15 protein-coding genes, 1 tRNA gene and 1 other RNA gene are annotated in these 23,676 nt (G+C 59.7%); 4 read left to right on the top strand and 13 right to left on the bottom strand.

Features of this window, described 5'->3' with window-relative positions; all coding sequences use genetic code 11:
• Nucleotides 1–152: 152 nt before the first annotated feature.
• The 6 genes from RM6536_RS02900 to RM6536_RS02875 form a co-directional block, all read right to left on the bottom strand.
• Nucleotides 153–2,234 carry a glucose PTS transporter subunit IIA gene (locus tag RM6536_RS02900; RefSeq protein WP_060823967.1) on the bottom strand — a complete coding sequence of 694 codons (2,082 nt, stop codon included), beginning with the start codon at nt 2,232–2,234 and terminating at the stop codon, nt 153–155.
• A gap of 609 nt (nt 2,235–2,843) precedes the next feature.
• Nucleotides 2,844–5,402, bottom strand: a complete 2,559-nt coding sequence (locus RM6536_RS02895; RefSeq protein WP_060823966.1) for an HAD-IC family P-type ATPase — start codon at nt 5,400–5,402, stop codon at nt 2,844–2,846.
• Between the two features lie 258 nt (nt 5,403–5,660).
• Nucleotides 5,661–6,431: a heme ABC transporter ATP-binding protein gene (locus RM6536_RS02890; protein WP_060823965.1), complete on the bottom strand. Its 771-nt coding sequence runs from the start codon at nt 6,429–6,431 to the stop codon at nt 5,661–5,663.
• Nucleotides 6,428–7,507: a FecCD family ABC transporter permease gene (locus tag RM6536_RS02885; RefSeq protein WP_060823964.1), complete on the bottom strand. Its 1,080-nt coding sequence runs from the start codon at nt 7,505–7,507 to the stop codon at nt 6,428–6,430. Before RM6536_RS02885 ends, RM6536_RS02890 begins: the two co-directional genes overlap by 4 nt.
• Nucleotides 7,507–8,670: a heme/hemin ABC transporter substrate-binding protein gene (locus RM6536_RS02880; protein ID WP_060823963.1), complete on the bottom strand. Its 1,164-nt coding sequence runs from the start codon at nt 8,668–8,670 to the stop codon at nt 7,507–7,509. The genes RM6536_RS02885 and RM6536_RS02880 overlap by 1 nt, the downstream gene beginning before the upstream one ends.
• Before the next feature lie 183 nt (nt 8,671–8,853).
• On the bottom strand, nt 8,854–11,217 hold the full coding sequence (locus tag RM6536_RS02875) for an HtaA domain-containing protein (protein ID WP_060823962.1): 2,364 nt from the start codon (nt 11,215–11,217) through the stop codon (nt 8,854–8,856).
• A gap of 236 nt (nt 11,218–11,453) precedes the next feature.
• On the opposite strand from RM6536_RS02875, the gene RM6536_RS02870 reads away from it, so the two are divergent.
• Nucleotides 11,454–12,116: a heme oxygenase (biliverdin-producing) gene (locus tag RM6536_RS02870; RefSeq protein ID WP_060823961.1), complete on the top strand. Its 663-nt coding sequence runs from the start codon at nt 11,454–11,456 to the stop codon at nt 12,114–12,116.
• A 133-nt stretch (nt 12,117–12,249) separates the two neighbouring features.
• On the opposite strand, the gene purL is transcribed toward RM6536_RS02870, so the two are convergent.
• The 7 genes from purL to RM6536_RS02835 all read right to left on the bottom strand — a co-directional run bounded on the left by purL (nt 12,250) and on the right by RM6536_RS02835 (nt 22,473).
• A complete protein-coding gene (gene purL / locus RM6536_RS02865; protein WP_060823960.1) occupies nt 12,250–14,568 on the bottom strand; it encodes a phosphoribosylformylglycinamidine synthase subunit PurL in 2,319 nt (772 codons plus the stop codon).
• Nucleotides 14,569–14,593: 25 nt separating this feature from the next.
• Entirely contained in the window at nt 14,594–15,406 is an 813-nt protein-coding gene (purQ, locus tag RM6536_RS02860; protein ID WP_060823959.1) for a phosphoribosylformylglycinamidine synthase subunit PurQ, read from the bottom strand.
• A gap of 5 nt (nt 15,407–15,411) precedes the next feature.
• Entirely contained in the window at nt 15,412–15,663 is a 252-nt protein-coding gene (gene purS / locus RM6536_RS02855; RefSeq protein ID WP_005507194.1) for a phosphoribosylformylglycinamidine synthase subunit PurS, read from the bottom strand.
• Between the two features lie 122 nt (nt 15,664–15,785).
• Nucleotides 15,786–16,736: a hypothetical protein gene (locus RM6536_RS02850; RefSeq protein ID WP_060823958.1), complete on the bottom strand. Its 951-nt coding sequence runs from the start codon at nt 16,734–16,736 to the stop codon at nt 15,786–15,788.
• A gap of 117 nt (nt 16,737–16,853) precedes the next feature.
• A complete protein-coding gene (locus RM6536_RS02845) occupies nt 16,854–18,149 on the bottom strand; it encodes an aspartate kinase (RefSeq protein WP_060823957.1) in 1,296 nt (431 codons plus the stop codon).
• Nucleotides 18,150–18,336: 187 nt separating this feature from the next.
• Nucleotides 18,337–19,482: a recombination mediator RecR gene (gene recR, locus RM6536_RS02840; protein ID WP_060823956.1), complete on the bottom strand. Its 1,146-nt coding sequence runs from the start codon at nt 19,480–19,482 to the stop codon at nt 18,337–18,339.
• A gap of 168 nt (nt 19,483–19,650) precedes the next feature.
• A complete protein-coding gene (locus RM6536_RS02835) occupies nt 19,651–22,473 on the bottom strand; it encodes a DNA polymerase III subunit gamma and tau (RefSeq protein ID WP_060823955.1) in 2,823 nt (940 codons plus the stop codon).
• Between the two features lie 218 nt (nt 22,474–22,691).
• Between RM6536_RS02835 and ffs the strand changes: the two genes are divergently transcribed.
• The 3 genes from ffs (at nt 22,692) to RM6536_RS02820 (ending at nt 23,583) form a co-directional block, all read left to right on the top strand.
• An RNA gene (ffs, locus tag RM6536_RS02830) (signal recognition particle sRNA small type) lies at nt 22,692–22,788 on the top strand.
• Nucleotides 22,789–23,051: 263 nt separating this feature from the next.
• A tRNA-Ser gene (locus tag RM6536_RS02825) sits at nt 23,052–23,140 on the top strand.
• 119 nt (nt 23,141–23,259) lie between these two features.
• Entirely contained in the window at nt 23,260–23,583 is a 324-nt protein-coding gene (locus RM6536_RS02820; protein ID WP_060823954.1) for a type II toxin-antitoxin system VapB family antitoxin, read from the top strand.
• Nucleotides 23,584–23,676 lie beyond the last annotated feature (93 nt).

Here is a 23,676-nt window from a genome sequence, read left to right as displayed (position 1 = left end):
CCCCCCCGGCTAGTGCCTAAACCCCAGCAAAACCTGCCCAGCAAACCCTGCCTAAAGAATCAGCACATCAGGAAGCAGGGCATCAGGAAAGGGAGGCATAAGGAAAGGGGCCCCACCATAATGGTGGGGCCCCTTAGAGCCTATAAAGGGAACTACTTAGTGGTCACCTTCAGGACAGTGCTCAGGTTCTGGTGAGCAACGCCCGGCAGACCCTTCACCTCAGCGAACTTGCGGGTGTTGGTCACGATAACCGGGGTAATCAGCGGGTAACCCGCCTCCTTGATGACCTCGGGATCGAACTCAATCAGAGCATCGCCAGCAGCAACAACGTCGCCCTTAGCAACCTTCACGCTGAAGCCCTTACCGTCCAGGTTCACGGTATCCAGACCAACGTGAATCAGCAGCTCAATGCCGTTCTCCAGCTTCAGACCAACAGCGTGGCCCGAGGGGTAGGTTGCAGCAACCTTACCGGCTGCGGGAGCAACCACGGTGGTACCGGTCGGCTCAATAGCCACACCCTCGCCCAGCTTGCCCGCAGCGAAGATCGGGTCCGGAACATCAGACAGAGCCACAGCAGTACCCTCAATCGGGGAGTGCAGCTCAATGACCTCACCGGCGGAAGCAGCGGGTGCAGCAACCTCAGCAGCAACAGCGGTAGACGCAGCAGCAGCCGGAGCAGCCTTAGCAGCAACAGCCTCAGCCTTGGGAGCGGCCTCAGCATCCTCAGCCTTACGCTCCGCAGCGTGCCTTACAGCGTCAGCCTTCGACTCGTAACCGAAAATCAGAACACCGGTCATAGCGCCGAAGAACGCAATAGCCAGACCAATCACGTACAGGTAGGAAGGCTGCATAGCCGGAATCGACAGCAGCGAGGTGAACGCGAATGCGTAGGACTTAACGCCCAGGAAGGAAATGGTAGCGCCACCAATAACAGCGGGAACCAGAATAATCGGAATCACACGCTTGTAACGGAGCACAACACCGTACAGGGACGGCTCAGAAATACCACCAAGCAGACCGGACATCGACGCGCCAACAGCGGTCTGGCGCAGCTCGCGGTCGTGCTTAGCCTTAATAGCCACACCGGTGACCAGGCCGAACACAGCGAAGTTGTAAGCACCCATGGGGGACTGAATGAAGTCAGTACCCATGGTCTGCAGGTTGTTAATCATGACAGCGTTCAGCGGCCAGTGCAGACCCAGCGGAACCATGAACAGGTACAGGCCAGCAATCAGAGCACCAACCAGAGCCGGAGCCTGGTCGTTAACCATCTTCAGGAAGTCAGAGATACCCATAGCCACACCAATACCGATGGGGCCAACCAGGAACGCGGTCACCGGAACCAGAATGATGACCGAAATCATCGGCACGAACACCATCTGCAGCATCGAAGGAATAACCTTCTTCAGGAAGCGCTCAAACGGAGCCAGCAGAGCAACAGCCAGCAGCGGGGGGAAGACCTGGCCGGTGTAGCTGAATGCGTACAGCGGCAGATCCAGACCGAAGAACGGAACATTCAGAATCTTGGTGGCGGGGTCAGCCAGAGCGGTCAGATCGGTGAAGGTACCGGTCATCAGCGCAGCGGGGATAGCCGCACCAACCCACATGTTCGCGCCCAGACGCTTAGCAGCGGTAGCGCCCAGCATGATGGGCATGAAGTTCAGAACCGACAGCGAAGCAGCCTTCAGGATGTACCAGAAAGCGAACTGCTGCATCCACTGGTTGTTCAGAGCCTTAGCAGCCTCCGGGTCAGCCACACGAGCACCGTTAATGATGTCGATGTTCACGCTCTGACCGGTCAAGTCAGTGTACTGGCCGAAGAAGCCCAGCTGCTGCAGGAACACAATCAGGGTCAGAATCATCGAGGTACCCAGAAGTGCCCACAGCAGAGGACGGAAGGAGTCAGACAGAACGTCGAAGACGTTGGTAAGCCAGCCAGACTTCTTGCCCTCAGCCTCAACCTTGGTGTCACCCTCAGCGTGGCCGGACATAGAAGGCAGAGCGTTGATCTCGTTGTACACAGCCTCAACGCGCTCGCCCAGAACAACCTGAGTCTGGCCGGACTGCTCAATCACAGAGAGAACGCCGGGCAGGCTCTCAATCTTCTTGTTCTGCACTGCATCGTTAGACACAGGAGTGACACGAAGGCGGGTTGCACAGTGAGTAATGTGCGCGATGTTCTCGGGGCCACCCAGGCCGTCAAGAATCTTCTCGCCAAGTTCGCGGTTATTCACGATACTTCCTTAGATATGCGGTCAATGTCTATACGGTTGTTGCCGGAGGCTGTGCCTACCTGACGTTGCGGTGGCCGAAAAAGCCCCGGAAAACACGGCCAGAAAACACAAAAGACCCGAGTCTCTCGACCACCGGAAGCACTACACTCGTGCCCACTATGGAGCTTCGGTACAGCAAATAGAGGGGATTCTCGGCAGATATATGCTGCCGTCCCATACGGTGTTGAGTAACTCAGGTCTTGCCTGCCAAACCAGTAACAACCCTGAAGAAGGTTTCCCTTCTCAAATAGTTCCCTGTAACTCTAAGGGTTTTCCCAGGTTAAGAGCAAGGTGAGAGGCAAAAGCTATCAGAAGCTGTTAAATGTTTCACCCAAGTGATAGCTGAGAATAGCTGAGACACGCTCTCGGCACTGATTGCGGGGCGCCTCCCGGCTGGAACTCCAGCAGGGTTCGGGTAGGGCTCGGGCAGGGTTCCAGAGCCCTCCGGTACGCCCAGATACGCCCCCGGACCGGGTGCTTTCGAAGACGGCGCTCATGAAGACACGAAAGGGCCCCGCATCCACAGGATACGGGGCCCACACGCTACCGAAGCAGCTACCTTCCGACTAACTACTTAGCCGGGAAGAAATTCAGCGGAGCAACCTCCAGCTCAGGGTAATTACGCTTCTGCCAACGGCGATTACGATGCGCATTCACCTCAATCAGCGCGGCACCCAGAGCACCGGCACCCAGAGCCGTCCACAGCAGATGCGGAAGCACAGTAACGAACTGGTGGTACTCCACCAGAATCGGCACGAACAACGCCGCGAAGAACACCGCAAGCAACGCACCAAACAGCAGAACACGAGCACGGTTGAACGGGCGAGCCACCGCAGCCAAGTTCCACAGACCCATCATCACCAGGGTGATGAACGAAGCCGTCTGAATCTGACGGATATCCTCAACACCCATGCCGCGAGCCGTGAACGTCACCGCCAACAGCATCGCAACCACAATAATCGAGTTCGGAACCGTGTAATTCAGCACGCGGCGCAAGAAGCCCGGCACGTAACGGCGCGAATTCGGCAACAGAGTCAACGCGAAGGACGACGCACCCACAATCAAGAAGTCCGCAGTCGAGTACTGACGCGGCAAGAACGGGAAGGTCAAACCGAAGAGGCTGAACAGAACACCCAGAAGAATCGCGAAACCAGTCTTCGTCAAGAACAGGTTAGCCACCATCTCAATGTTCGTAATGACCTGACGACCCTGCTCCAACGCAGCCGGCAGAGACGAGAACTTACCATCCAGAAGAACCAGGCGAGAAACAGCCTTCGTCGCAGGAGCCGCGTTACCCATCGCAATACCCAAGCTTGCATGCTTAAGCGCCAGAGCATCGTTAATGCCGTCACCGGTCATCGCCACCACATGGCCGCGCTCCTTCAGAGCAATCACCATGTTCTTCTTCTGCTCGGGCGACACACGACCGAAAATATTGTGAGTAGCCGCAGCCTCAGCAAGCTCCGGACCGTCCTCAGGCAGAGTCGAAGCATCAACCGCGCCCGCAGACGTATCCATGCCCGCAGTCTTCGCAGCCGCAGCCACAGTGAACGGGTTATCACCCGAGAAGACCTTCAAAGTCACACCCTGACGGTGGAAATACTCCACAATCTCAGGCGCATCCGCACGCACATTCTCACGGAAAATTACGAACAGAACCGGGGTAGCATCCGACGGGATCTTCTGAATCGGCTCATCCTTCTCATTGCGAACCACCGCAGAAGCATGCGCCAAAACCATCGTGCGCAGACCCAGCGCCGCCAGCTCAGCGGCACGCTCACGCTCAGCGGTGCCCTTGGCGAGAAGCGCCTCCGGAGCACCCAGAAGCCACGCACCCGAATCCTTAAACTCAATCGCGCTAAAACGCAGAGCCGAGGAGAACGGCACAATACCGCTCACCGACGCTGAGGAAGCATCCGAGAAACCACCGGTCAGAGCCGCAGCGGTCGGGTTCGCGTTCTCATCGTGACCAAACCACGCCAGCGCCTCATTCCAACCGGCAGGCAGAGAAGCACGCCAAGAAGTGTGCTCCGCCGAGTCAGCATCCGGGCCCTCAGCCTCAGCAACGGTGTCCAGCGGGCGCACCGAATCAAAAATCACGCCACCCTCAGTCAGGGTGCCGGTCTTATCAAAGCAGACCACATCCACACGAGCCAGAACCTCAACCGCAGGCTGCTCCTGCACCAGGATGTTGTGCTTACGACCCAGCGCCACAGCCGCCGCCGCAAATGCCAGAGTAGTCATCAGCGCCAGACCCTGCGGAATCATCGAAGCAACCGAGGACACCACAGCAATAGAAACCTGCTCCCACAGGTGGTTCTGCTGCACGGTCTCCAGGCCACCAGCCGCCTGAATCTGACCCCACGACACCACAGGAATAATGACCGCAAGACCCACCGTAATCCAGCGGACCACACGGTTCAGTGCATCACGCAGCTCAGACTGAATACGCGAGAACTGACGCGCCTCATCAGAAATCTTGCTTGCACGAGAATTCGCACCCACGTGAGAGAGCAGGACGCGGCCGGTACCACCCAGCACACTCGACGCCGACAGCACCATATCGCCGGGGCGCTTAGCAATCGGGTCGTTCTCACCGGTCAGCAGGGACTCGTCCAGCTCCAAAGAATCGGAGGTGAGCACAACAGCATCCGCGGGAACCTGATCGCCGCGCTTGAGGATGACAACGTCACCCTCAACCAGCTGCTCCATCGGAACCTCAACGCTCTTGCCGTCACGCACGGCAGTAGCGGGGGAGCGGTCCAGCAGGGAGATGCGGTCCAGCTCAAGCTTCGCCTTGTACTCCTGCACAAAACCAATCACCACGTTAGCGATAACAGCCGCCAGGAAGAGCAAATCAGCCCAACGCTGGTACATGATCACCACGGCACCACAGGCACCCAACACAAAGTTGAAGACCGTGAACAGGTGCGCACGCATAATGCTCCACAGCGTGCGAGAAGACTTATTGTTCTGGGTATTGACCCTGCCCTCAGCAGTCAGGCGAGCAACATCATCGCTGCTCAAACCGTGCTGGGCAATATCGAAAGATCCGCTATGCGGTGTTTCAGAATATTCGGGAATGTAGCCGGCAACGGCAGGCGCTGCCGTTTTCTGCTGAGGATCCATGCGGGGGTCTCTTTCTCGAATGGATGGAATGCTGAACTGAATAGAGTTCAGTATTGCGGACACTACCTTTCAGTGTATCCGTGCAGGAGGGGATAAAGATAATCTCCGCCCTGTAATGAACTGATATTTACAGCCATTCCAGAACGGAGATTTAATATATGCGAATATTGGCATATTTTGAGGTGGAAAGTGTTTGCGGGATGGTTCGCTAACGCCCTATAAAATCAGCGCGCCAGCAAACTCAACGCGCTAGCAGACTCAGCGTTCTGGCAGAATCAACAAACGATTCGTCACCGGATGCCTCAACACCTCAATCGGATGCTGATACACCTCAGACAACAACTCCGCCGAACACACCTGCTCAGGGGAACCCGAAGCAACCACCTCACCACCACGCAACAACACCATACGGTCAGAATACGCAGCCGCCACATCCAGATCATGAAGCACCGTCAGCACCGCGGCACCCTCAGCAGCCAACTCACGGCTCACCCGCAACGTCTGCTCCTGATGCGTAATATCCAACGCCGCAGTCGGCTCATCCAAAAGAATCAGCGGAGTCTGCTGAGCAAACACACGCGCCAAATGCGCACGACCACTCTCACCACCGGACAGAGTCGTAATATCGCGATCAGACAAATGAGTCACCGACGTACGCTCCATCATCGAAGCAACCACGGCGTCATCCTCTTCAGCGCGCTCCGTACCCTTCCACGGGGTACGGCCCATCTGAACCACCTCGTGCACCGTATACGAAAACGCCACATTCAACTTCTGCAGTAGCATCGCACGCTGACGCGCCATTTGACGGGCATGAATCGAACCCAGAGGGGCGCCATCCAACAGAATCTCGCCGCTACTGGGCGCAATATCACCAGCAATCACACCCAACAGAGTCGACTTACCGGCACCATTGGGACCAATCAGCGAAACAACCTCGCCCGCAGAAACCGACAGGGACACATCATTCAAAATCTGACGCCCACCAGCGTTAAAACACACACCGGACAGGCTCAACAACTCGCTCACGAAGCACCTCCGCCCTGACCCAGGGAACGACGCAACAACACGAAGAACGTCGGGCCGCCCACCAAAGCCGTAAAAATACCAATCGGCAAATCAGCAAAAGGTACCAGCGTACGCGCACCCAAATCAGACAGCGCAATCAACAAGGCGCCACCCAACGCCGAAGCCGGCAACAACACACGATTCGACGGACCCAAAATCATGCGCAACAGGTGAGGAATAATCAGACCAATAAACGCAATAATGCCCGCATACGCCACCGCAGCACCCGTCAACAAAGCCGTCGCCGCAATAGACACCGCACGCAGACGCTCCACGTTCACGCCCGAATGCTGCGCCGCACGCTCACCCAACGCCAGAACATCCAGCGAAGACGCCATCACAAAACACGCTACCAAGCCGATCAGAATAACCGGCCACACGCTCGCCACAGCCTTCCATGTGGAACCGTTCAGCGAACCCATCTGCCAGAACACAATCTGATCGCGGCTCGTCGTATCAGCAATAAACATGAGGAACGCAATAATCGCATTCGCCACCGCAGTCACCGCAATACCCGTCAAAATCATCGACAGAACCTTCGCGCGGCCCGAAGAACGCGACAGGAAGTACACCAGCGCGGTAGCCGCCAACGCACCCACAAACGCGAATGCAGGAGTCGTGAAAATACCGAAGAACTGCAGGTTCAACACAATCGACAAACACGCGCCAACCGCCGCACCCGAAGAAACACCAATCACGCCCGGCTCAGCCAACGGGTTACCAAACACCGACTGCATCACCGCGCCGGAAGTGCCCAAAGCGGCACCCACCAGCACGCCCAACAGCACACGCGGGAAACGGATATTCCACAGGGTGCTATCCGCCAGCTGCATCGCCGGGTTCTCCGGTGCAAGACCCAGACGGCGGCCCACAGAAGCAACCACCTGATCAACCGGGATATTGTACTGGCCCAAACCCGCAGACAGCACCATCACAGCGCACAGCGCCACCGCCAAAAACGTAAACGTCAGACCGGCACGACGCCGACGCGAAGCACGATAATCCCGTGCACTCGCCGCACTCTTCACCGCAGCCACTACTGGGCTCCCGCAGGAGTCGAGTACGCAGCCTTAGCCAGCGAGAGCAAAACCGCCGGAGTATTCGGGCCATAGGACAGAATCTGGCCGTCACCCATATCGATAATGCGCTTATTCTTACCGGCAGTCGTCTCACCCACACCCGGGCGCGCCAAGAAACCATCCAAACCACCAGTGGACTTAATGCCGCCGCTCATGGTCAGAATGACGTCCGGGTTCAGCTTCACCAGCGCCTCACTGGTCGCCGGAATAATATTCGTCGCGTTCTGCTCAGACGCCACATCCTTGCCGCCAATAGCCTGAATCAAATCATCAGCGCCCGAACCCTTACCGAGCACAAAGAACACGCCAGCGGTACCGCGCACGTACAGGAACGCGAACGACACCTGCTGCTCACCCTTCGGGGCAACATCCTTGAGCACCTGCAGGGCATAATCCAGGTCCTTCTGCACGCGGGCAGCAACCTGTTCGCCCGCCTCCGGAACACCCAGCGCCTGCGCAACAGCCTTGAGCTGCGGAATGATCTTATCCATACGACGCTCATGATCGAATGCCACGACGGTCACACCCGCAGCGCGCAGCTGATCCACAATCTCAATCGGGCCGTTGCTCTTATCCCACAGCACCAGGTCCGGGGAGGTCGCCAGAATCGCCTCAGCGTTCAGGTCGTGACCGTTCTGCGTCACCAGCGGCAGATGAGCCAGCGACTGCTCAGTCGAGGAGGTGACACGACCAACCAGGCGGCCGCCCAGACCCAGCGCAATCATCTGCTGAGCCAGAGTGCCGTACAGGTCCAGCGCCAGCACACGGTCAGCGGACTTAACGGTCACCTCAGTGCCGTTGAAATCCTTGAACGTCACCGGGAAGGCCGGAGTGGGGGTGTCGACCATCGGCTGAATTTCGGGGGTGTCCGCAGCGCTATTGGGGCCGCGCAGAGCCTTCTGATTAGGGGCAATAGAAGAACGCAGCTGATCCGCCAGGTTCTCCAAAACGGTGCGGGTGCTCTGCTCATCCACCACAGCCTGCGAAGTGCTTGAAGAAGCGGCCGGGTTCTGAGTACCCACACCGCAAGAGCTCAGTAGAAAAGCGGAAGTGATGGAGAACGCCGCATACTTCACTGCATCGCGGCGGTTCAGGGCAGAAGAAGAAAGGGAAGAAAACATCGTCGTCTCACAGAAAAAAGGGAGTTAGAAAAACTAGGGTAGGCGTCGGGGCAAAACCTGGCACCTGAAGCGGGGGTGCAGTGAAAATCTGCACCCCCGCACGGGCCGTGTCGGCTCACCGGTGAACCTCATGGTTGAGTCTCACAGGCGAGCCCACAGTGTGGGCATCCTCGTGAGGTGCCGTTATGCCTTCTTGCGGCGGCGAGTGTACACGACGGTACCCGCACCGGCTGCAACAGCGATGAAGCCTGCAACCAGGGTGCCCTCAACACCGGAGGCACCGGTGGAAGCCAGAGGCTTGCCGGTGACCGGGTCGCAACCCTCACCCTCGTAGACGGTCTCGGACACGGTCTTGGTGGTGGTCTTCGCGCCGTTAATCGCCGCGGAGAAGCTCAGCGGAGCCATGTCCTTACCGGCGTCGTAGAAGCCAGCGAACGCCTTCGCGCCCTCAGCGGTCAGGGTGGTTGCCGCACCGTTGACGCTCACAGCGTCAGCGGAGCTCTGCAGACCCGAAAGATCCACCTTCAGCAGTGCCACCTCACCGTAGTTAGTTGCCTTGCCGGAGGGGTCATTGCTGTTCATGGTCGCGTAGAGAGTGCCGGAATTGCCGTTAATCTCAAGGCGCGGGTTCGCAATGGTGGTGTCCAGAATGCCGTGGTGACCGGTGAAACGAACCGAACCGCTGAAGGAGATGGAACCCTTACCGCCCTTGAAGGTGCCGGTGCCGTTAGACCAGTTGAACGCATCCGAAGAGTAGGAGGTGCCGTTCAGCTCCCAGCTACCGTTCGCGATGCCGCCGCGCACGTAGTTGCGGAATGAATCACGCACGCCCCAGCCAAGGTTTGCGCTCTTAATGGTGCCGTCGGATGCGCCCTGCTCCTGCACCTCGCGGGTGCGGGTGACGGGTACGCAGACCGGCTGTGCCGGGTTGTTGCTGACAGAACCGTTCGAGGAGGAACCGCCGTTAGAAACGCTGCCGGAGGTGCCTGCCGAACCGTTAGAACCGGAGCCGTTAGCGCCGGAGTTACCGGAGGAGTTCGAGGAGCTGTTATCGGAGGAGCCGTTCTCAGAACCCTTGTTATCGGAGGACTTGTTCTCAGAGACGCGGGGAACCTCAACGGTGTTCTCCGCGGTCTGTTCGCTGAGCTTTACGGAGAAGCTCAGCGGTGCCATGGCGTTGTCGGCACCGCGGTACTGGCCCGCGAAGAGCACGTCGGAGCCTTCAGCGGTGAGCGCGACTGCTGCGTTCTGCGCCGAGAAAACGCCGTCCTTCACGCTCGCGCCGGAGAGGTCCACCTCGGCGATAGCCAGGCCGGTCTTAGAAACGGACTTACCGTCGCGGGTCAGCGCGTCAACGTCAGCGACCAGGGTGCCCTTGCCGTTGACGACGACCAGGCGCATGTTCTTGATGGTGCTCTTGAGCTGACCGTTGTGGCCGGTGAACTCTGCGGTGCCCGCGAAGTTGATCTGACCGGTCTTGGTCTCGGGGTTGTACACGCCGGATGCCTGAGTGTACTTGAAGCCGCCAGCCGCGGTCTTCTCCATGCCCTCAACGTTCACGGAGCCGTGCGCGAAGCTGGTCAGGTACTTCAGGAAGGACTCGCGGATATCCCAGCTGAGGGTGCCGGACTCGACGACGTTGCCGGTGACCTTTTCTTCACGCTTGGGTTCGGTGGTTGCGGCGGGGGAGGAAGGTGCCGCGGAGGTGGGGGCTGCGCTCGGCGCTGCAGAAGTGGGCTCTGCGGGCTTAGGCTCTGCGGGCTTGGGTGCCTCGCTGGTCGGTGCGGAGGAGGGCTCGCTGCTGGGCTCTGCGGTCGGCTCGCTGCTGGGCTCAGGGCTCGGCTTTGCAGTCGGTGCGGGTGCTTCCTTGGTCACGATGGTTGCGGAGAAGCTGAGCGCATCCAGCTCCTGGCCTGCCTTGTAGAAGCCCGCGAAGGCGCCGGTTGCCTCTTCGGCAAGCTTGACGCGGGTGCCGTTTTCCTCGTCCACGCTGGGCAGGGTGATGGTGTTGCCCTCAACCTTCAGACCGGAGGCGTTGAAAGTACCAATGGTCATGTTCTTGGTCTCGACCAGGTCGTTCGGGGCGGTGTTGCCGTTGTAGGGGCGCGACTGAACGTTGGCGCGCACGGTGCCCACGCCGTCCTTAATGGTGACGGAGAGGTCCGAGATGATGACTTCCAGCAGACCGTGGTGTGCGGTGTAGTGAATCGAGGAGCCGGTGAAGGTGACCGAGTATTCGCCGTTGGCTACGGTGCCTTCGGCGGAGGTGAAGTGGTAGGAGCCGTCTTCGTTGGTGGTGACGCCGGTCAGTTCCTGGGAGCCCTGGGAGAAGGCGCCGTTGATGTAAGAGCGGAAGGACTTCTTCAGGCCCCAATTGACGGTGACGTCCTGCAGGCTCTGCTCTGAGGCTGCGGTTACCTCACCGGCGCTGATGTGGGAGTTGGTTTCAGCTGCGAAGGCTGCGGGTACGCCGGCGACGCCGCTGAGACCAATGGTTGCTGAAGCCAAGAACGCCCAGGTGCGCTTGGGGAGAGAGGGGGTAGACATTCGGTGTCTCCTTGAATTTTGTGATTGTGGTGTTCGTATCAAGTCTAGCCTTATTAGCTTATGTTTGTGTAACTTAATGCCTAGGGTGACTTGTGCATGAGGTATACCTTAGCAAAAGTTTTTGAAAACTATTGCCAAAACCGATTTTTGGTGACAATATGTCATTGTCAGGTTTTGGTGACATCATGTCACTAAAACATTTATTGTTCACCCACAAGCCACTTGAGGAACTCACAATGACCGTGATCGCCCCCGAAACCACCCAGGAACGCTTCTCCGCACGTCTGAAGGAAAGCACCAAGCACGTCCACGACAACGCCGAACACTCCACCTTCATGGAAGACCTCATGGGCGGTTCCCTCAACACCGAGGCATACCTGCGCCTCATCAACCAGTACGTGCACATCTACGAAGCACTCGAAGCAGTCTCCGAACACTACCGCGCAGAACCCAGCCCCATCACCGAACCCTTCACCCACCCGGGCCTCGACCGCGCAGAATACATCCGCGCAGACATCCGCGCACTCGGCCAGGAAGGCGACATCGACGCGCCCCTGCCCGCAACCGCAGAATACGTAGAGCGCATCCGCGCCACCATCAACTCCCCCGAACGCTACCTCGCACACCACTACCTGCGCTACCTCGGCGACCTCTCCGGCGGCCAGGCAGTCGCAGCGCTCGTCACCCGCCACTACGGCATCCCCGCCGAAGCACTGAGCATGTACCGCTTCACCGAACTGCCCAAGCCCAAGGTTTTCAAGGACGGCTACCGCGAACTGCTCGACAACGCACCCATGACCGACGAACAGCGCGAAGCCCTTATCGACGAATGCATCGAAGGCTTCCGCATCAACGCCTCCCTGTTCGCGCAGCTGGGCCGCAAGGTCGCCGAGGCATAAACCTAAACGCCTAAACGCCTAGTACACAAGTTCGCGGGCACAAGCCTGCGGGCATAACACGGGCATAACAAAAGGGGCGGATGCTTTCACAAGCATCCGCCCCTTTCGGCGTTTGTCTCAAACTAGTCGAAGACTAGCCCTTCGCAACCTCACCGAAGTAAGAAGCGAGAGTACCCTCGTGAGCTGCACGCAGCTCATCTAGGTCAATAGAAACCTCATCCTGGAAGTCCAGAGCGTTCGACTCAGCATCCACCACGCCAATACGTGCGAAGGGGAACTGGCGAGCGGTGCACATATCCTTGAAGCGCACCTCCTCAGAACGCGGAACCGAAACCACAACGCGGCCCAGGGACTCCGAGAACAGCAGGGTGAACAGGTCCAGACCGTCACGCTCAGCAACCTCACCCAGACCAATGCGGGCACCGGTGTTGAAACGCAGGCAAGCCTCCGACAGAGCCGCAGCCAGACCACCAGCAGACACGTCGTGCGCGGCATCAATCATGCCGTCACGAGACATGTTCACCAGCATGTCACCCAGCTGACGCTCCAGGGCCAAATCAACCTTCGGCGGCTGACCGCCCAGGTGACCCTTGAAACGAGCCCACTCGGAGCCGTCCAGCTCATCGCGAGTGGTACCCAGCAGGTAGATAGCCTGACCGTCATGCTCAGGAGCCCAACCCGAAGGGGTGCGGCGAGTGACGTCATCCATCACGCCCATCATCGCCACCACGGGGGTCGGGTTAATAGCCTTGCCACCGGTCTGGTTGTACAGGGACACGTTACCGCCGGTCACCGGAACACCCAGCTCCATGCAACCATCAGCCAGGCCGCGAACAGCCTCAGCGAACTGCCACATGACGTCCGGATCCTCGGGAGAACCGAAGTTCAGGCAGTCAGACACAGCCACGGGGCGTGCACCAACGGTCGCAACGTTACGGTACGCCTCAGCCAAGGACGCGCGAGCACCCTCGTACGGATCCAGGTAGGTGAAACGCGGAGAGGCGTCGGTCGCCAGAGCAACACCGAGGTTGGTGTTCTCGTCCACGCGCACCACACCGCCGTCGTCCGGCATGGACAGGGCGGTGTTGCCCTGAACGTAGCGGTCGTACTGGTTAGTGATCCAGGACTTGGAGCACATGTTCGGGGACGCCATGAACGCCTTGATTGCCTCGCCCAGCTCCTTACCGCGCGGGCGGGAATCGTCAGCAGCCGAACCGGTGAAGTGGTTAGCCTGAACGTCATCCTGCCACTCGGGGCGTGCGTAAGGACGCTCGTAGGTCGGGCCGTCGTGTGCAACGGTGCGGGGGTCAACATCCACGATGACCTCGCCGTCCCACTCGATGACCAGGCGGCCAGAGTTGGTGACCTCACCGAGGAAGGAGTACTCCACGCCCCACTTGTTCATGATCGCTTCGAAGCGCTCCACGTTCTCGGGGGAGACAACAGCCATCATGCGTTCCTGAGACTCAGACATCAGAATCTCGCCCGGGGTCAGGGTGGGGTCACGCAGCAGAACCTTGGTCAGGTCCACGTGCATGCCGCCCTCACCGTTAGAAGCCAGCTCGCTGGTTGCACAGGAAATACCCGCAGCACCCAGGTCCTGAATACCCTCCACCACGGAGCCCTTGAACAGCTCCAGGCAGCACTCAATCAGAACCTTCTCAGCGAAGGGGTCGCCCACCTGAACGGCAGGACGCTTCGAAGGCTTGGTGTCATCGAAAGACTCGGACGCCAGCACCGACGCACCGCCGATGCCGTCGCCACCGGTGCGCGCACCGAACAGAACAACCTTGTTGCCCACGCCCGATGCGTTCGCCAGGCGGATATCCTCGTGGCGCATAATGCCCACAGCCAGTGCGTTGACCAGCGGGTTTGCCTGGTAGCAGGAGTCGAACTCAACCTCGCCGCCGATGTTCGGCAGGCCCAGGGAGTTACCGTAACCACCAATACCGGCAACCACGCCGCCAATAACGCGGGCGGTGTCCGGGTGATCAATCGCGCCGAAACGCAGCGGATCCATCACAGCAATCGGGCGTGCACCCATGGAAATAATGTCACGCACAATACCGCCCACACCGGTCGCAGCACCCTGGTAGGGCTCCACGTACGAGGGGTGGTTGTGGGACTCAATCTTGAAGGTAACAGCCCAGCCGTCACCAATATCGGTCACACCGGCGTTCTCACCGATACCGACCATCAGGTCCTTCTTCATCTCATCGGTGACCTTCGCACCGAACTGCTTCAGATGAACCTTAGAAGACTTGTAGGAGCAGTGCTCGGACCACATGACCGAGTACATTGCCAGCTCAGCCGCGGTAGGACGGCGACCAAGAATCTCCTTAATATCCTCGAACTCGTTCTCCTTCAGGCCCAGCTCAGCCCAGGGGAGTTCAGTGTCCGGGGTTGCCGCCGCGTGCTCGACGGTGTCGAGGTTAAACTGCTTTTCGCTCATAACTTCTTAGAATCCTTGTCGTGCGTTAGCGGGCGTTAATCAGGTTGGCAAGAACGGAGGTGAACACGCCGAGACCATCGGCGCCACCACGCAGAGAAACCTCACCAAAACCAGAAGAGGAAGGACCGAAGCCAGGCTCCACAGCGTGCTCCGGGTGCGGCATCAGACCGACCACGTTACCGCGCTCATTGCTGATACCAGCAATGTCATTACGGGAACCGTTCGGGTTGAAACCAACGTAGCGGAACACCACGCGACCCTCAGCCTCCAGCGCCTCCAGAGTCTTCTGGTCAGCAACATACTGACCGTCCTGGTTCTTCAGCGGGACAACAATCTCCTGGCCAGCAGCGTAGTAGCTCGTCCAGGAGGTGGAGTTATTCTCAATGCGCAGAACCTGGTCACGGCAAATGAACTTGCGGTGATTGTTCTTAATCATCGAACCGGGCAGCAGGTGAGACTCAGTCAGAATCTGGAAACCATTGCAAATACCCAGAACAGGCAGGGGTGCGGAACCGGAGGTACCAGCAGCGTTAGCGGCATCAATCACCGAACGCATCACGGGAGCCTTCGCCGCAATAGCGCCAGCACGCAGGTAGTCACCATAGGAGAAACCGCCAGGAATAATGACGGCATCAACGTTCTTCAAATCAGCGTCGTCGTGCCACAGCTCAACGACGGTACCGCCAGCCAGACGGACAGCACGCGCAGCGTCACGGTCATCCAGGGTGCCGGGGAAAGTCACCACGCCAACGCGTGCATCAGCGAAAGCGGGGTTCGGGGAGTAAGTAGAAAAGTCGCCAACCAGGGGGACTTCAGTAGGTGCGAGGGACTCTGCCATAGGTGTTAGTCCTCCAGAACCGAAACGTTCACAACATCTTCGATGACGGGGTTCGAGAGCAGCTCTTCAGCAGCCTTGCGGGCAGCTGCGAGGTGCTCCTCGGTTGCCTCACCCTCGACGGTCAGCTCGAAGCGCTTACCCTGGCGAACATCAACGAAAGAATCAACGCCGATACGGGGCAGCTCGTGAGAAATAGCCTTACCCTGCGGGTCAAGAATTTCGGGCTTGAGCATAACATCAACAACAATACGGGCCATGTGTGGGCACTCCTTGGGTGCGTGGGTTCTGTATGAGCCGTATCTCATCTTACCGTACTAACGACCGTAACGGGGGTATGTGTTCGGTTGGTGGATACCCTAAGAGGCTCGAATCACGTCTTTTACGCCTCGAGGGGTGGAAGATAGCGCTCGCACACCCGCAGCAGACGCTCACGCAGCTCAATCGAACGCTCCGACAGCCCACGCTGAATCCGCACGTACTCAGCCTTACCCTCGGTCGTCTCCACCGGAATCGGCTCATAGCCCCAGTCACGAATATCGTAGGGGGCGGCGCGCATATCTAGTTCGCGCGCATCCCACGCCAGGTTGAAACAATCCATGACCAGGGTCGAATCAACCAGCGGCAGCAGCTTGTACGCCCACTTGTACACGTCCATGTTCGCGTGCAGGCACGCCGGCTGCTCCAGCACGCGCTGCGTCTCACGGGTGGGCTGCAGCTCGTTCATCGGCGCCGCCTGCGGCATGAAGAAACGGAACGCGTCAAAGTGCGAGCAGCGGATGCGGTGGCTCTCCACCACCTGGTCCGTACCCTCCGCACCCAGGCGCAGCTTCAGGTAGTCGTGGCGAATATTGTTCTCCACCGACTTGTACGCCATCGCCCACTCGTGCATGCCGAAGCAACCGAACTGACCCTTCTTAGCGGCGGTGTTGCGCAGGATCTCGTGGGTAAAGGCGAGGGCGGTAGCGCGGCGCTCCACAAAATCGGTGACGTCCACGGTGACGGCGGAGGCGGCATCCGCCTGGGCGCGCGCCACCTCAGGAGTGCAACCAGTCTCAAGGAGTTCCTGCTCGGTTGCGCGCCGGTAAAAACGCCAGGAGGCGCGTTCGGGCGCATCCAGCAGGATGATGCCGGCGCCGGGGTGCCAGCGCTTAAACTGGCCGGGCTTGAGCGTGTAGTAGGTGAAGAGGAAATCCTCCACGGGGTGCACTTCGTGGCGGGCGCGACGCTGCGCAAACGGGTCGGCGTAGCGGCCGGCACGCGCCTCATGCGCCGCCTCTGCGGCACGCCATTCGCGGGCATCCATCACCTGGGAAAACACAACACTACTCATGCTTCTAGAGTAGAGCACCCGCACGCCCACAAATACACCAACAAAAGGGGAGGGGCGGTGCCGGACCAAACCAGCACCGCCCCTCCCGAAGCGTGCAGCTCACAAACGAGCTAAACTCTAGCGGCCAGTACCACCGTAAACAGTAGCCTCGCCCTCAGCGTCCAGACCGAACGCAGTGTGCACCGCGCGAACAGCCTCATCCAGCTTGTTCAGCTCAGTAATCACCGAAATACGAATCTCAGAAGTCGAAATCATGTCAATGTTCACGCCAGCGTTAGACAGGGCCTCAAAGAAAGTGAACGAAACACCCGTGTTAGTCTTCATGCCCGCGCCAACCAGCGACAGCTTACCAACCGACTCGTTGTAAATAACCTCCTGGAAACCCAGCTCAGCCTTAGCAGCCTCCAGCGCCTTCAGCGCGGTGGGGCCCTGAGCCTGATCCAGAGTGAAGGAAATATCAGTCACGCCGGGGCGGTCAGTCGGAACGTTCTGAACAATCATGTCCAGGTTAACCTTCGCCTCGTTGATCAGGCCGAACACCTTAGCTGCCGAACCGGGAACATCCGGAACACCAACAACAGTAATCTTTGCGCGGGTGCGATCGTGCGCGACACCAGAAATCAGGGGCTGCTCCAAGGGAATCTCCTTCAGATGGGTGGGGGTCAGTTCCGCGGACTCCTCCGGAACCACAATAGTGCCTTCAAGGTTAGAGAACGAAGAACGCACGTGAAGCTTCAAATTAAAACGACGAGCATACTCAACACTGCGCAGGTGCAGAATCTTCGCACCATTAGCAGCCATCTCCAGCATCTCTTCACTGGTGATGGTGTCCAGCTTATGCGCGGTCGGCACGATGCGCGGGTCGGCAGTGAAAACGCCGTCAACATCCGAGTAAATCTCGCACACATCAGCGTTCAGAGCAGCAGCCAGAGCAACAGCAGTCGTATCAGAACCGCCACGGCCCAGAGTCGTAATATCGCCGCTCTGACGGTTCATACCCTGGAAACCAGCAACAATCGCAATGTTGCCAGCCTCAATCGACTCACGGATGCGATCCGGGTTGACCTCCACCAGACGTGCAGAACCGTGCACGCCGTCGGTAATCATGCCAGCCTGAGAACCAGTGAAAGACTGGGCCTTAGCACCCAGGTCGTTAATAGCCATCGACAGGATGGCGGTCGAAATGCGTTCACCGGCAGTCAGCAGCATGTCCAGCTCACGCGAAGGAGTGACATTGCTGGTGACCTCTGCGGCAAGGTCGAGCAGCTCATCGGTGGTGTCACCCATAGCGGACACCACGACGACCACATCGTTACCTGCCTTCTGAGTGTCCACGACGCGGCGGGCAACGCGCTTGACGCCCTCCGCATCCGCTACGGAGGAACCGCCGAACTTTTGGACGATCAGGCTCATTGATATCTCCAGGTCAGTTACTTGTGTGCTGCCGGCAGACACCGGCTCCTCATTTATAGTAGACGGCGTTCAGCACAAGCGGCTAACTGGGTGCCCGTGTGTATTGCCTCGTGAAATATTACGTAGTGTTACGGGGCGGTGATGCGGGGTGCGCAGGCGGGTACAGCACGCCCGCGGAGGCGAGTTTCTAGGTCCACGGGTTCACGTACGTGACACCCGGCAGCGGCGGAACATCCGGCTTCGGAGTGCGCAACGGGGCGTTCTGAATCGAGCGGATCTTCTCCTCATAGTCGGGGGTGCGGAACACCTCCGGCGCATCTTCCGCCTGCTCAGCTACGGGTGCTTCAGCCGGTTCGGAGGCGGCGCTCGCCGGAGCTTCCTCAACTGGGGCGTCCTCGCCGGAGTCTTTGCCCAGGTCAGGGGTGGATTCTGCGGTGGTTTCAGCCTCAGCAGAATCGGTGGGTGAGCCCTCGTTTTTGGACTCCTCAGCCTCCTGCAGAACCCGCTCAATCAGCTGCTCATCCACCGTGCCCTGCACACCCTCGACGGCGGACGCCTCCACGTGGGAAACGGCAGAATCCTCAGAATCCAGGTCATCAAACATGCTCGAATTCCAGCGGCGACGACTCTGCTTCGCCTCCTGAGCCTGAACCTGAGCCGCCTGCTCACGCTCCTGCTCCTCCTCGCGGTTTACGCGCTCAAAATCCTCGGCGGCAGTATGAGCCACCGCCGTGCCCTCGCTAATGACGCGGCGGCCCTCCAATGCGCGGCCCAGGGTAATCTCGTCCGCATACTCCAGATCGCCACCGACCGGCAGACCCGACGCCAGACGCGACAGGCGTACACCCAGCGGCACGAGCATGCGCGAGAGGTAGGTTGCGGTTGCCTCACCCTCAAGGTTCGGGTCCATCGCCAGAATAATCTCCTGGATGCGCTCATCCGCCAGGCGGGACACCAGCTCACGGATACGCAGCTGCTCCGGACCCACACCAGCCAGCGGGTTAATAGCGCCGCCGAGCACATGGTAGCGGCCGGTAAAGGAACGGGTGCGCTCAATCGCCACCACGTCCTTTGACTCTTCGACCACACACAGCACGGACGGGTCGCGGCGCTCATCACGGCAGATGGTGCACAGCTTCGTCTCGGAGACGTTACCGCACTCCTCGCAGAAGCTCACGCTGGTCTTCACCGTGGAAATGGCGTTGGCTAGGCGCGCCATATCTGCCGCATCCGCATTCAGGATGTGAAAAGCGATGCGCTGAGCCGACTTGGGGCCCACACCCGGCAGGCGGCCGAGCTCGTCAATGAGGTTTTGAACTGCTCCCTCGTACATGGCTTCTCCTTCAAATGCGGTGTGTTGTGCTGGTGTGTTGTTTGGGCGACGTTATGAGTATGCACCCAACCCCTGACAGTTTAGGGGCGTTTCGCGTAGCGAGTATGCGGCCAGAATGAGTGCGCCCGCCATCGGTGCGATGGCGGGCGCGGCACCTACGACCCCGTATTAGGGCTGGTGCAGGGGGCGTTCGTCAATGACGGTGCCACCAATAATTTTTTCGATAGCGCGCAGACCGATGAAGGTGCTGTTTTCGACCTTCTCGTCATCCTCAGAGACGTAGTCCTCATCGGATGCGGCGCGTGCCGGGCGAGCCGGTGCCGCCGGTGCGCTAGGAGCCGGCGCTGCGGGCTTCTCATCGCTTGCCGGAGCGTTATCGGCCGGAGCCGCCTGCGGGGGAGTTGCCAGCGGGCCTGCCGGGGCAACCGGAGTAGAGAGCGGGCCTGCCGGAGCTACCGGTGCCGCCGCCGGGGCAAGCGGATCTGCAGGCTCAACCGGAGTGGCGAGCGGACCAGCCAGTGCTACAGGCTCAGCAGGCTGTGCGGGCGCAGTGGGCATCGGGGGTGCAGTGGGCGCCTCAACCGGTTCAGAGTAGGCAGGCTCATCCTCAAAAGGGGGCTCCTCCTCATAGGGAGGTTCCTGTACATGCTGGGGTTCAGCAGTGCTCTCCTGCTGCGGGACTCCACTACCGGAGGCTGCAAAGGAATCACGCTCACCAAAACCGCCCGCCGGAGCAGTCGGAACCTGCTGAACAGCCGAAACCTGCTGAGGAAGCGGAGGCTCAGGCGCAAGCGGACCAGCCGGTACCTGCGGTGCAGCCGGGGCAGTCTGCTGAGGCGCCTCCTCGGGGGCGCTCTGCGGAATCGGGGCAACCTCCCACGCACCCAGGGGCGCATCCACGCTCGTGGACTCGGAGGTGTTTGCGCCGGTCAGCGGCTGACCGTGGCGACGCCACGCATCCTCACCGCCGCGCGGACCATCAGCCAGAGGCGCCGGCTGAACGGGCTGCGGGGGAGTCTGCTGAACAGGCGGCTGAGACACCTGCGGGGCAGGAGCCGCCGGAGCTACGGACTGGGCTGCGGGAGCACTGGGCGCTGGAGGAGTACTGGGCGCAGGCGGGGCACTGGGTTCCGCGGGCTGAGCTGCCGGGGCAGGCTGAACTGCAGGCTTGACCTGCTCACCGGGCTTCGCCACCTGAGCGTGAATAGTCACCTGACGGCGCAGGAACTCACTCACGCGGGCGGTCAGCTCGGGCACAAAGCCCTTGACCGCGCGCAGAGTCGCAATGTCGGCGCTCACGTACAGGGTCGCGCCGTCCATGCGGGCGGGATGCACCTTCATCAGCTGCTCCGCCGCACCCGGAACGCTCATTCGGTTAAGGATGGCACGCCAATTACCCTGAACTGCCGCCAGCGGATCGTTCGGGTTAAGCTTCAGAGGCGCGGAGGGGGTGCCCGCCGCAGCGGCATTAGCTGCGGGGGATGCCGGGGCATTCGGTGCCTCCGGAGCATCAGGTGCCGCCGGGGTGTTACCCGCCAAGGGAGCACCAGTCGGAGGTGCAGGGGCCTGCGCGGTCGGTGCCAGAGGTGCACTGCTCAGGGGTGTAGCGCTCAGGGGCGCGCCCGCCAGCGGGGGAGCACCAGCACTAGCCTGCTGAGAGGTAGGCTGCTGCGCGGGCTGAGCCGCCTCCTGAACTGCTTCCTGAACCGGGGCGTTAGGTGCCTGAGCCTTAGGCGCCAGGCCGGCCGCCGCCATACCCGCCGCACGAGCAGCAGACATGCCACCCTGCACCGGAACCGAACCAGTAGCACCAGAAGCCACGCGACGCTCCAAAACCTGCAGGCGAGAAGCCAACGCCGCAACCTCAGCACCACCGGCAGAACCCTCCGCCGCAGGCAGAAGCAGACGAGCACACAGCAACTCCAGCTGAAGCTGCGGATTCGCCGCACCCGTCATACCATTCAGAGTCTCATTGACCGTACCCGCGGCAACCGTCAACTCACGCTCACCCAGAGCCTGAGCCTGCTGAGCCAGGCGCTCCAACTGATCTTGCGGAACACCCTGCAAAATCTGGCCGGCAGCCTGCGGAACAGCCTTCACCACAATCAAATCACGCAGACGCTCCAGCAGATCCTCCACAAAACGGCGAGGATCCTGACCGGTCGCGACCACACGAGAAACCGCACCAAAGAGAGTCGGCGCATCCTTCGCACCCAACGCCTCAATAACCTCATCCAGAAGCTGCGCGTGCGTATAACCCAGCAGCGCCACCGCACGGTCATACTCAATACCGTTCTGCGAAGACGCACCAGCCATCAGCTGATCAAGAATCGACAGCGAATCACGCACCGAACCGCCACCAGCACGAATCACCAGCTGCAACACACCAGGCTCCACAGCCACCTGCTCCTGATCGCACAGACCCTGCAGGAACGGCAGAAGAACCTCCGGCGGGACCAGACGGAACGGGTAATGGTGAGTACGCGAACGAATCGTACCCAGCACCTTATTCGGCTCAGTCGTCGCGAAGATAAACTTCACGTGCTCCGGCGGCTCCTCCACAATCTTCAGCAGCGCATTGAAACCCTCACGGGTCACCATATGCGCCTCATCAATAATGAAGATCTTGTAACGGTCACGCACCGGCGCCAAAGTAGCGCGCTCACGCAAGTCACGGGCATGATCCACACCACCGTGGCTCGCCGCGTCCATCTCAATCACGTCAAGGGAACCGCCACCATCACGCGACAGCTCACGGCACGAATCGCACACACCACACGGAGTAGGAGTCGGACCCTGCGCACAGTTCAAACAGCGCGCCAAAATACGCGCCGACGTGGTCTTACCGCAACCACGCGGACCCGAGAACAGGTACGCGTGATTCACGCGGTTCTTCTCCAGAGCGACCATAAGAGGTTCGGTCACGTGCTCCTGCCCGATAACCTCAGCAAAGGTCTCGGGGCGATAACGACGATAAAGGGCAGTGCTCACGGCAACCTCTTCAACTCGGGGTGCGGATAGGACGATCCCTACCATTTTAGACGCTTTACCCCCCCCGGCCCGAGTGGCCGACAGTCACCGGCGAACACGCTGCTACAGCACCCCAGCACAACACCGCCGCCCGGACGCTCACCCCGGCGTCATGTACGCCCACAGAAATACCGCGGAGGCGCCGAATTCCCAAGAACCCAAAAATCCGGTACACTGGTTCTTGCCTCTTACGTGGCGTTATCTTGGAAAACTCCCCCAGGACCGGAAGGTAGCAAGGGTATTCGAGCTATGACGGGTGCGTAGGAGGTTTTTTCATGCCCAAAATCAGGCACCTGGGTAGTTCGCCCCCGTCTTATCCGTCTCACTGTCGTTCGACGGCTTCAACCCAGGATTTATATCCTCGCTCGCTCGGAATCCTGGGTTTCAGCGGGTGCGTAGGAGGTTTTTCTTTACCCAAAAACGGGCACAAGCACCCACAAATGTGCTTTCTGTTACTTTTCCCATTCGGGGCTTGCATGTTTCACAAAAGCGTAGTAAAGTTTTATTCGTTGCCTACGCAATGCGTAGAAAACATAGCTGGAGGATTCGCCTAGCGGCCTATGGCGCACGCCTGGAACGCGTGTTGGGTTAACAGCCCTCGGGGGTTCAAATCCCCCATCCTCCGCCACCGATCCCCGGTCTTAGATTCTAAGACCGGGGATTTTTTATGCCCCTTGGTACTATTTCTTCAGAACCCCACGGTTCCACGTGCCGCCGAAGCGCCCCACACCTGCAGAAAGCACCACCATGATCTTCAAAAAAGTAGGCGACAGCCGCCCCTACCCCCAACACGGCATGACCCACGCCGACTGGGGAGGAATCCCGCCGCAGCAGGTACGCCTCGACACGCTCATCACCACCCAAAAAACCCTCAACCTCGAGACCCTACTCGCCGAAGACTCCACCTACTACGGCGACCTCTTCCCGCACGTCGTCAAATGGGGCGGCGAACTCTACCTCGAAGACGGCGTGCACCGCGCACTGCGCAACGCCCTGCACCGCCGCGCCGTCATGTACGCGCGCGTACTGGACCTGGACTCCATCTCCCCGGCACTGCTGCCCGGCGCGTAAAAACCTGCCCGAATACACCACCCGAATACAGAAAATACCGCGGACCGATGCAAAGAAGCATCAGGTCCGCGGCATTTTTATTGACGCATAACT

The organism is Rothia mucilaginosa (assembly GCF_001548235.1).
Taxonomy (GTDB): Bacteria; Actinomycetota; Actinomycetes; order Actinomycetales; family Micrococcaceae; genus Rothia; species Rothia mucilaginosa_B.
The sequence above is the reverse complement of the archived record's forward strand: the minus strand, read 5'-3'. Positions and strand labels throughout refer to the sequence as shown.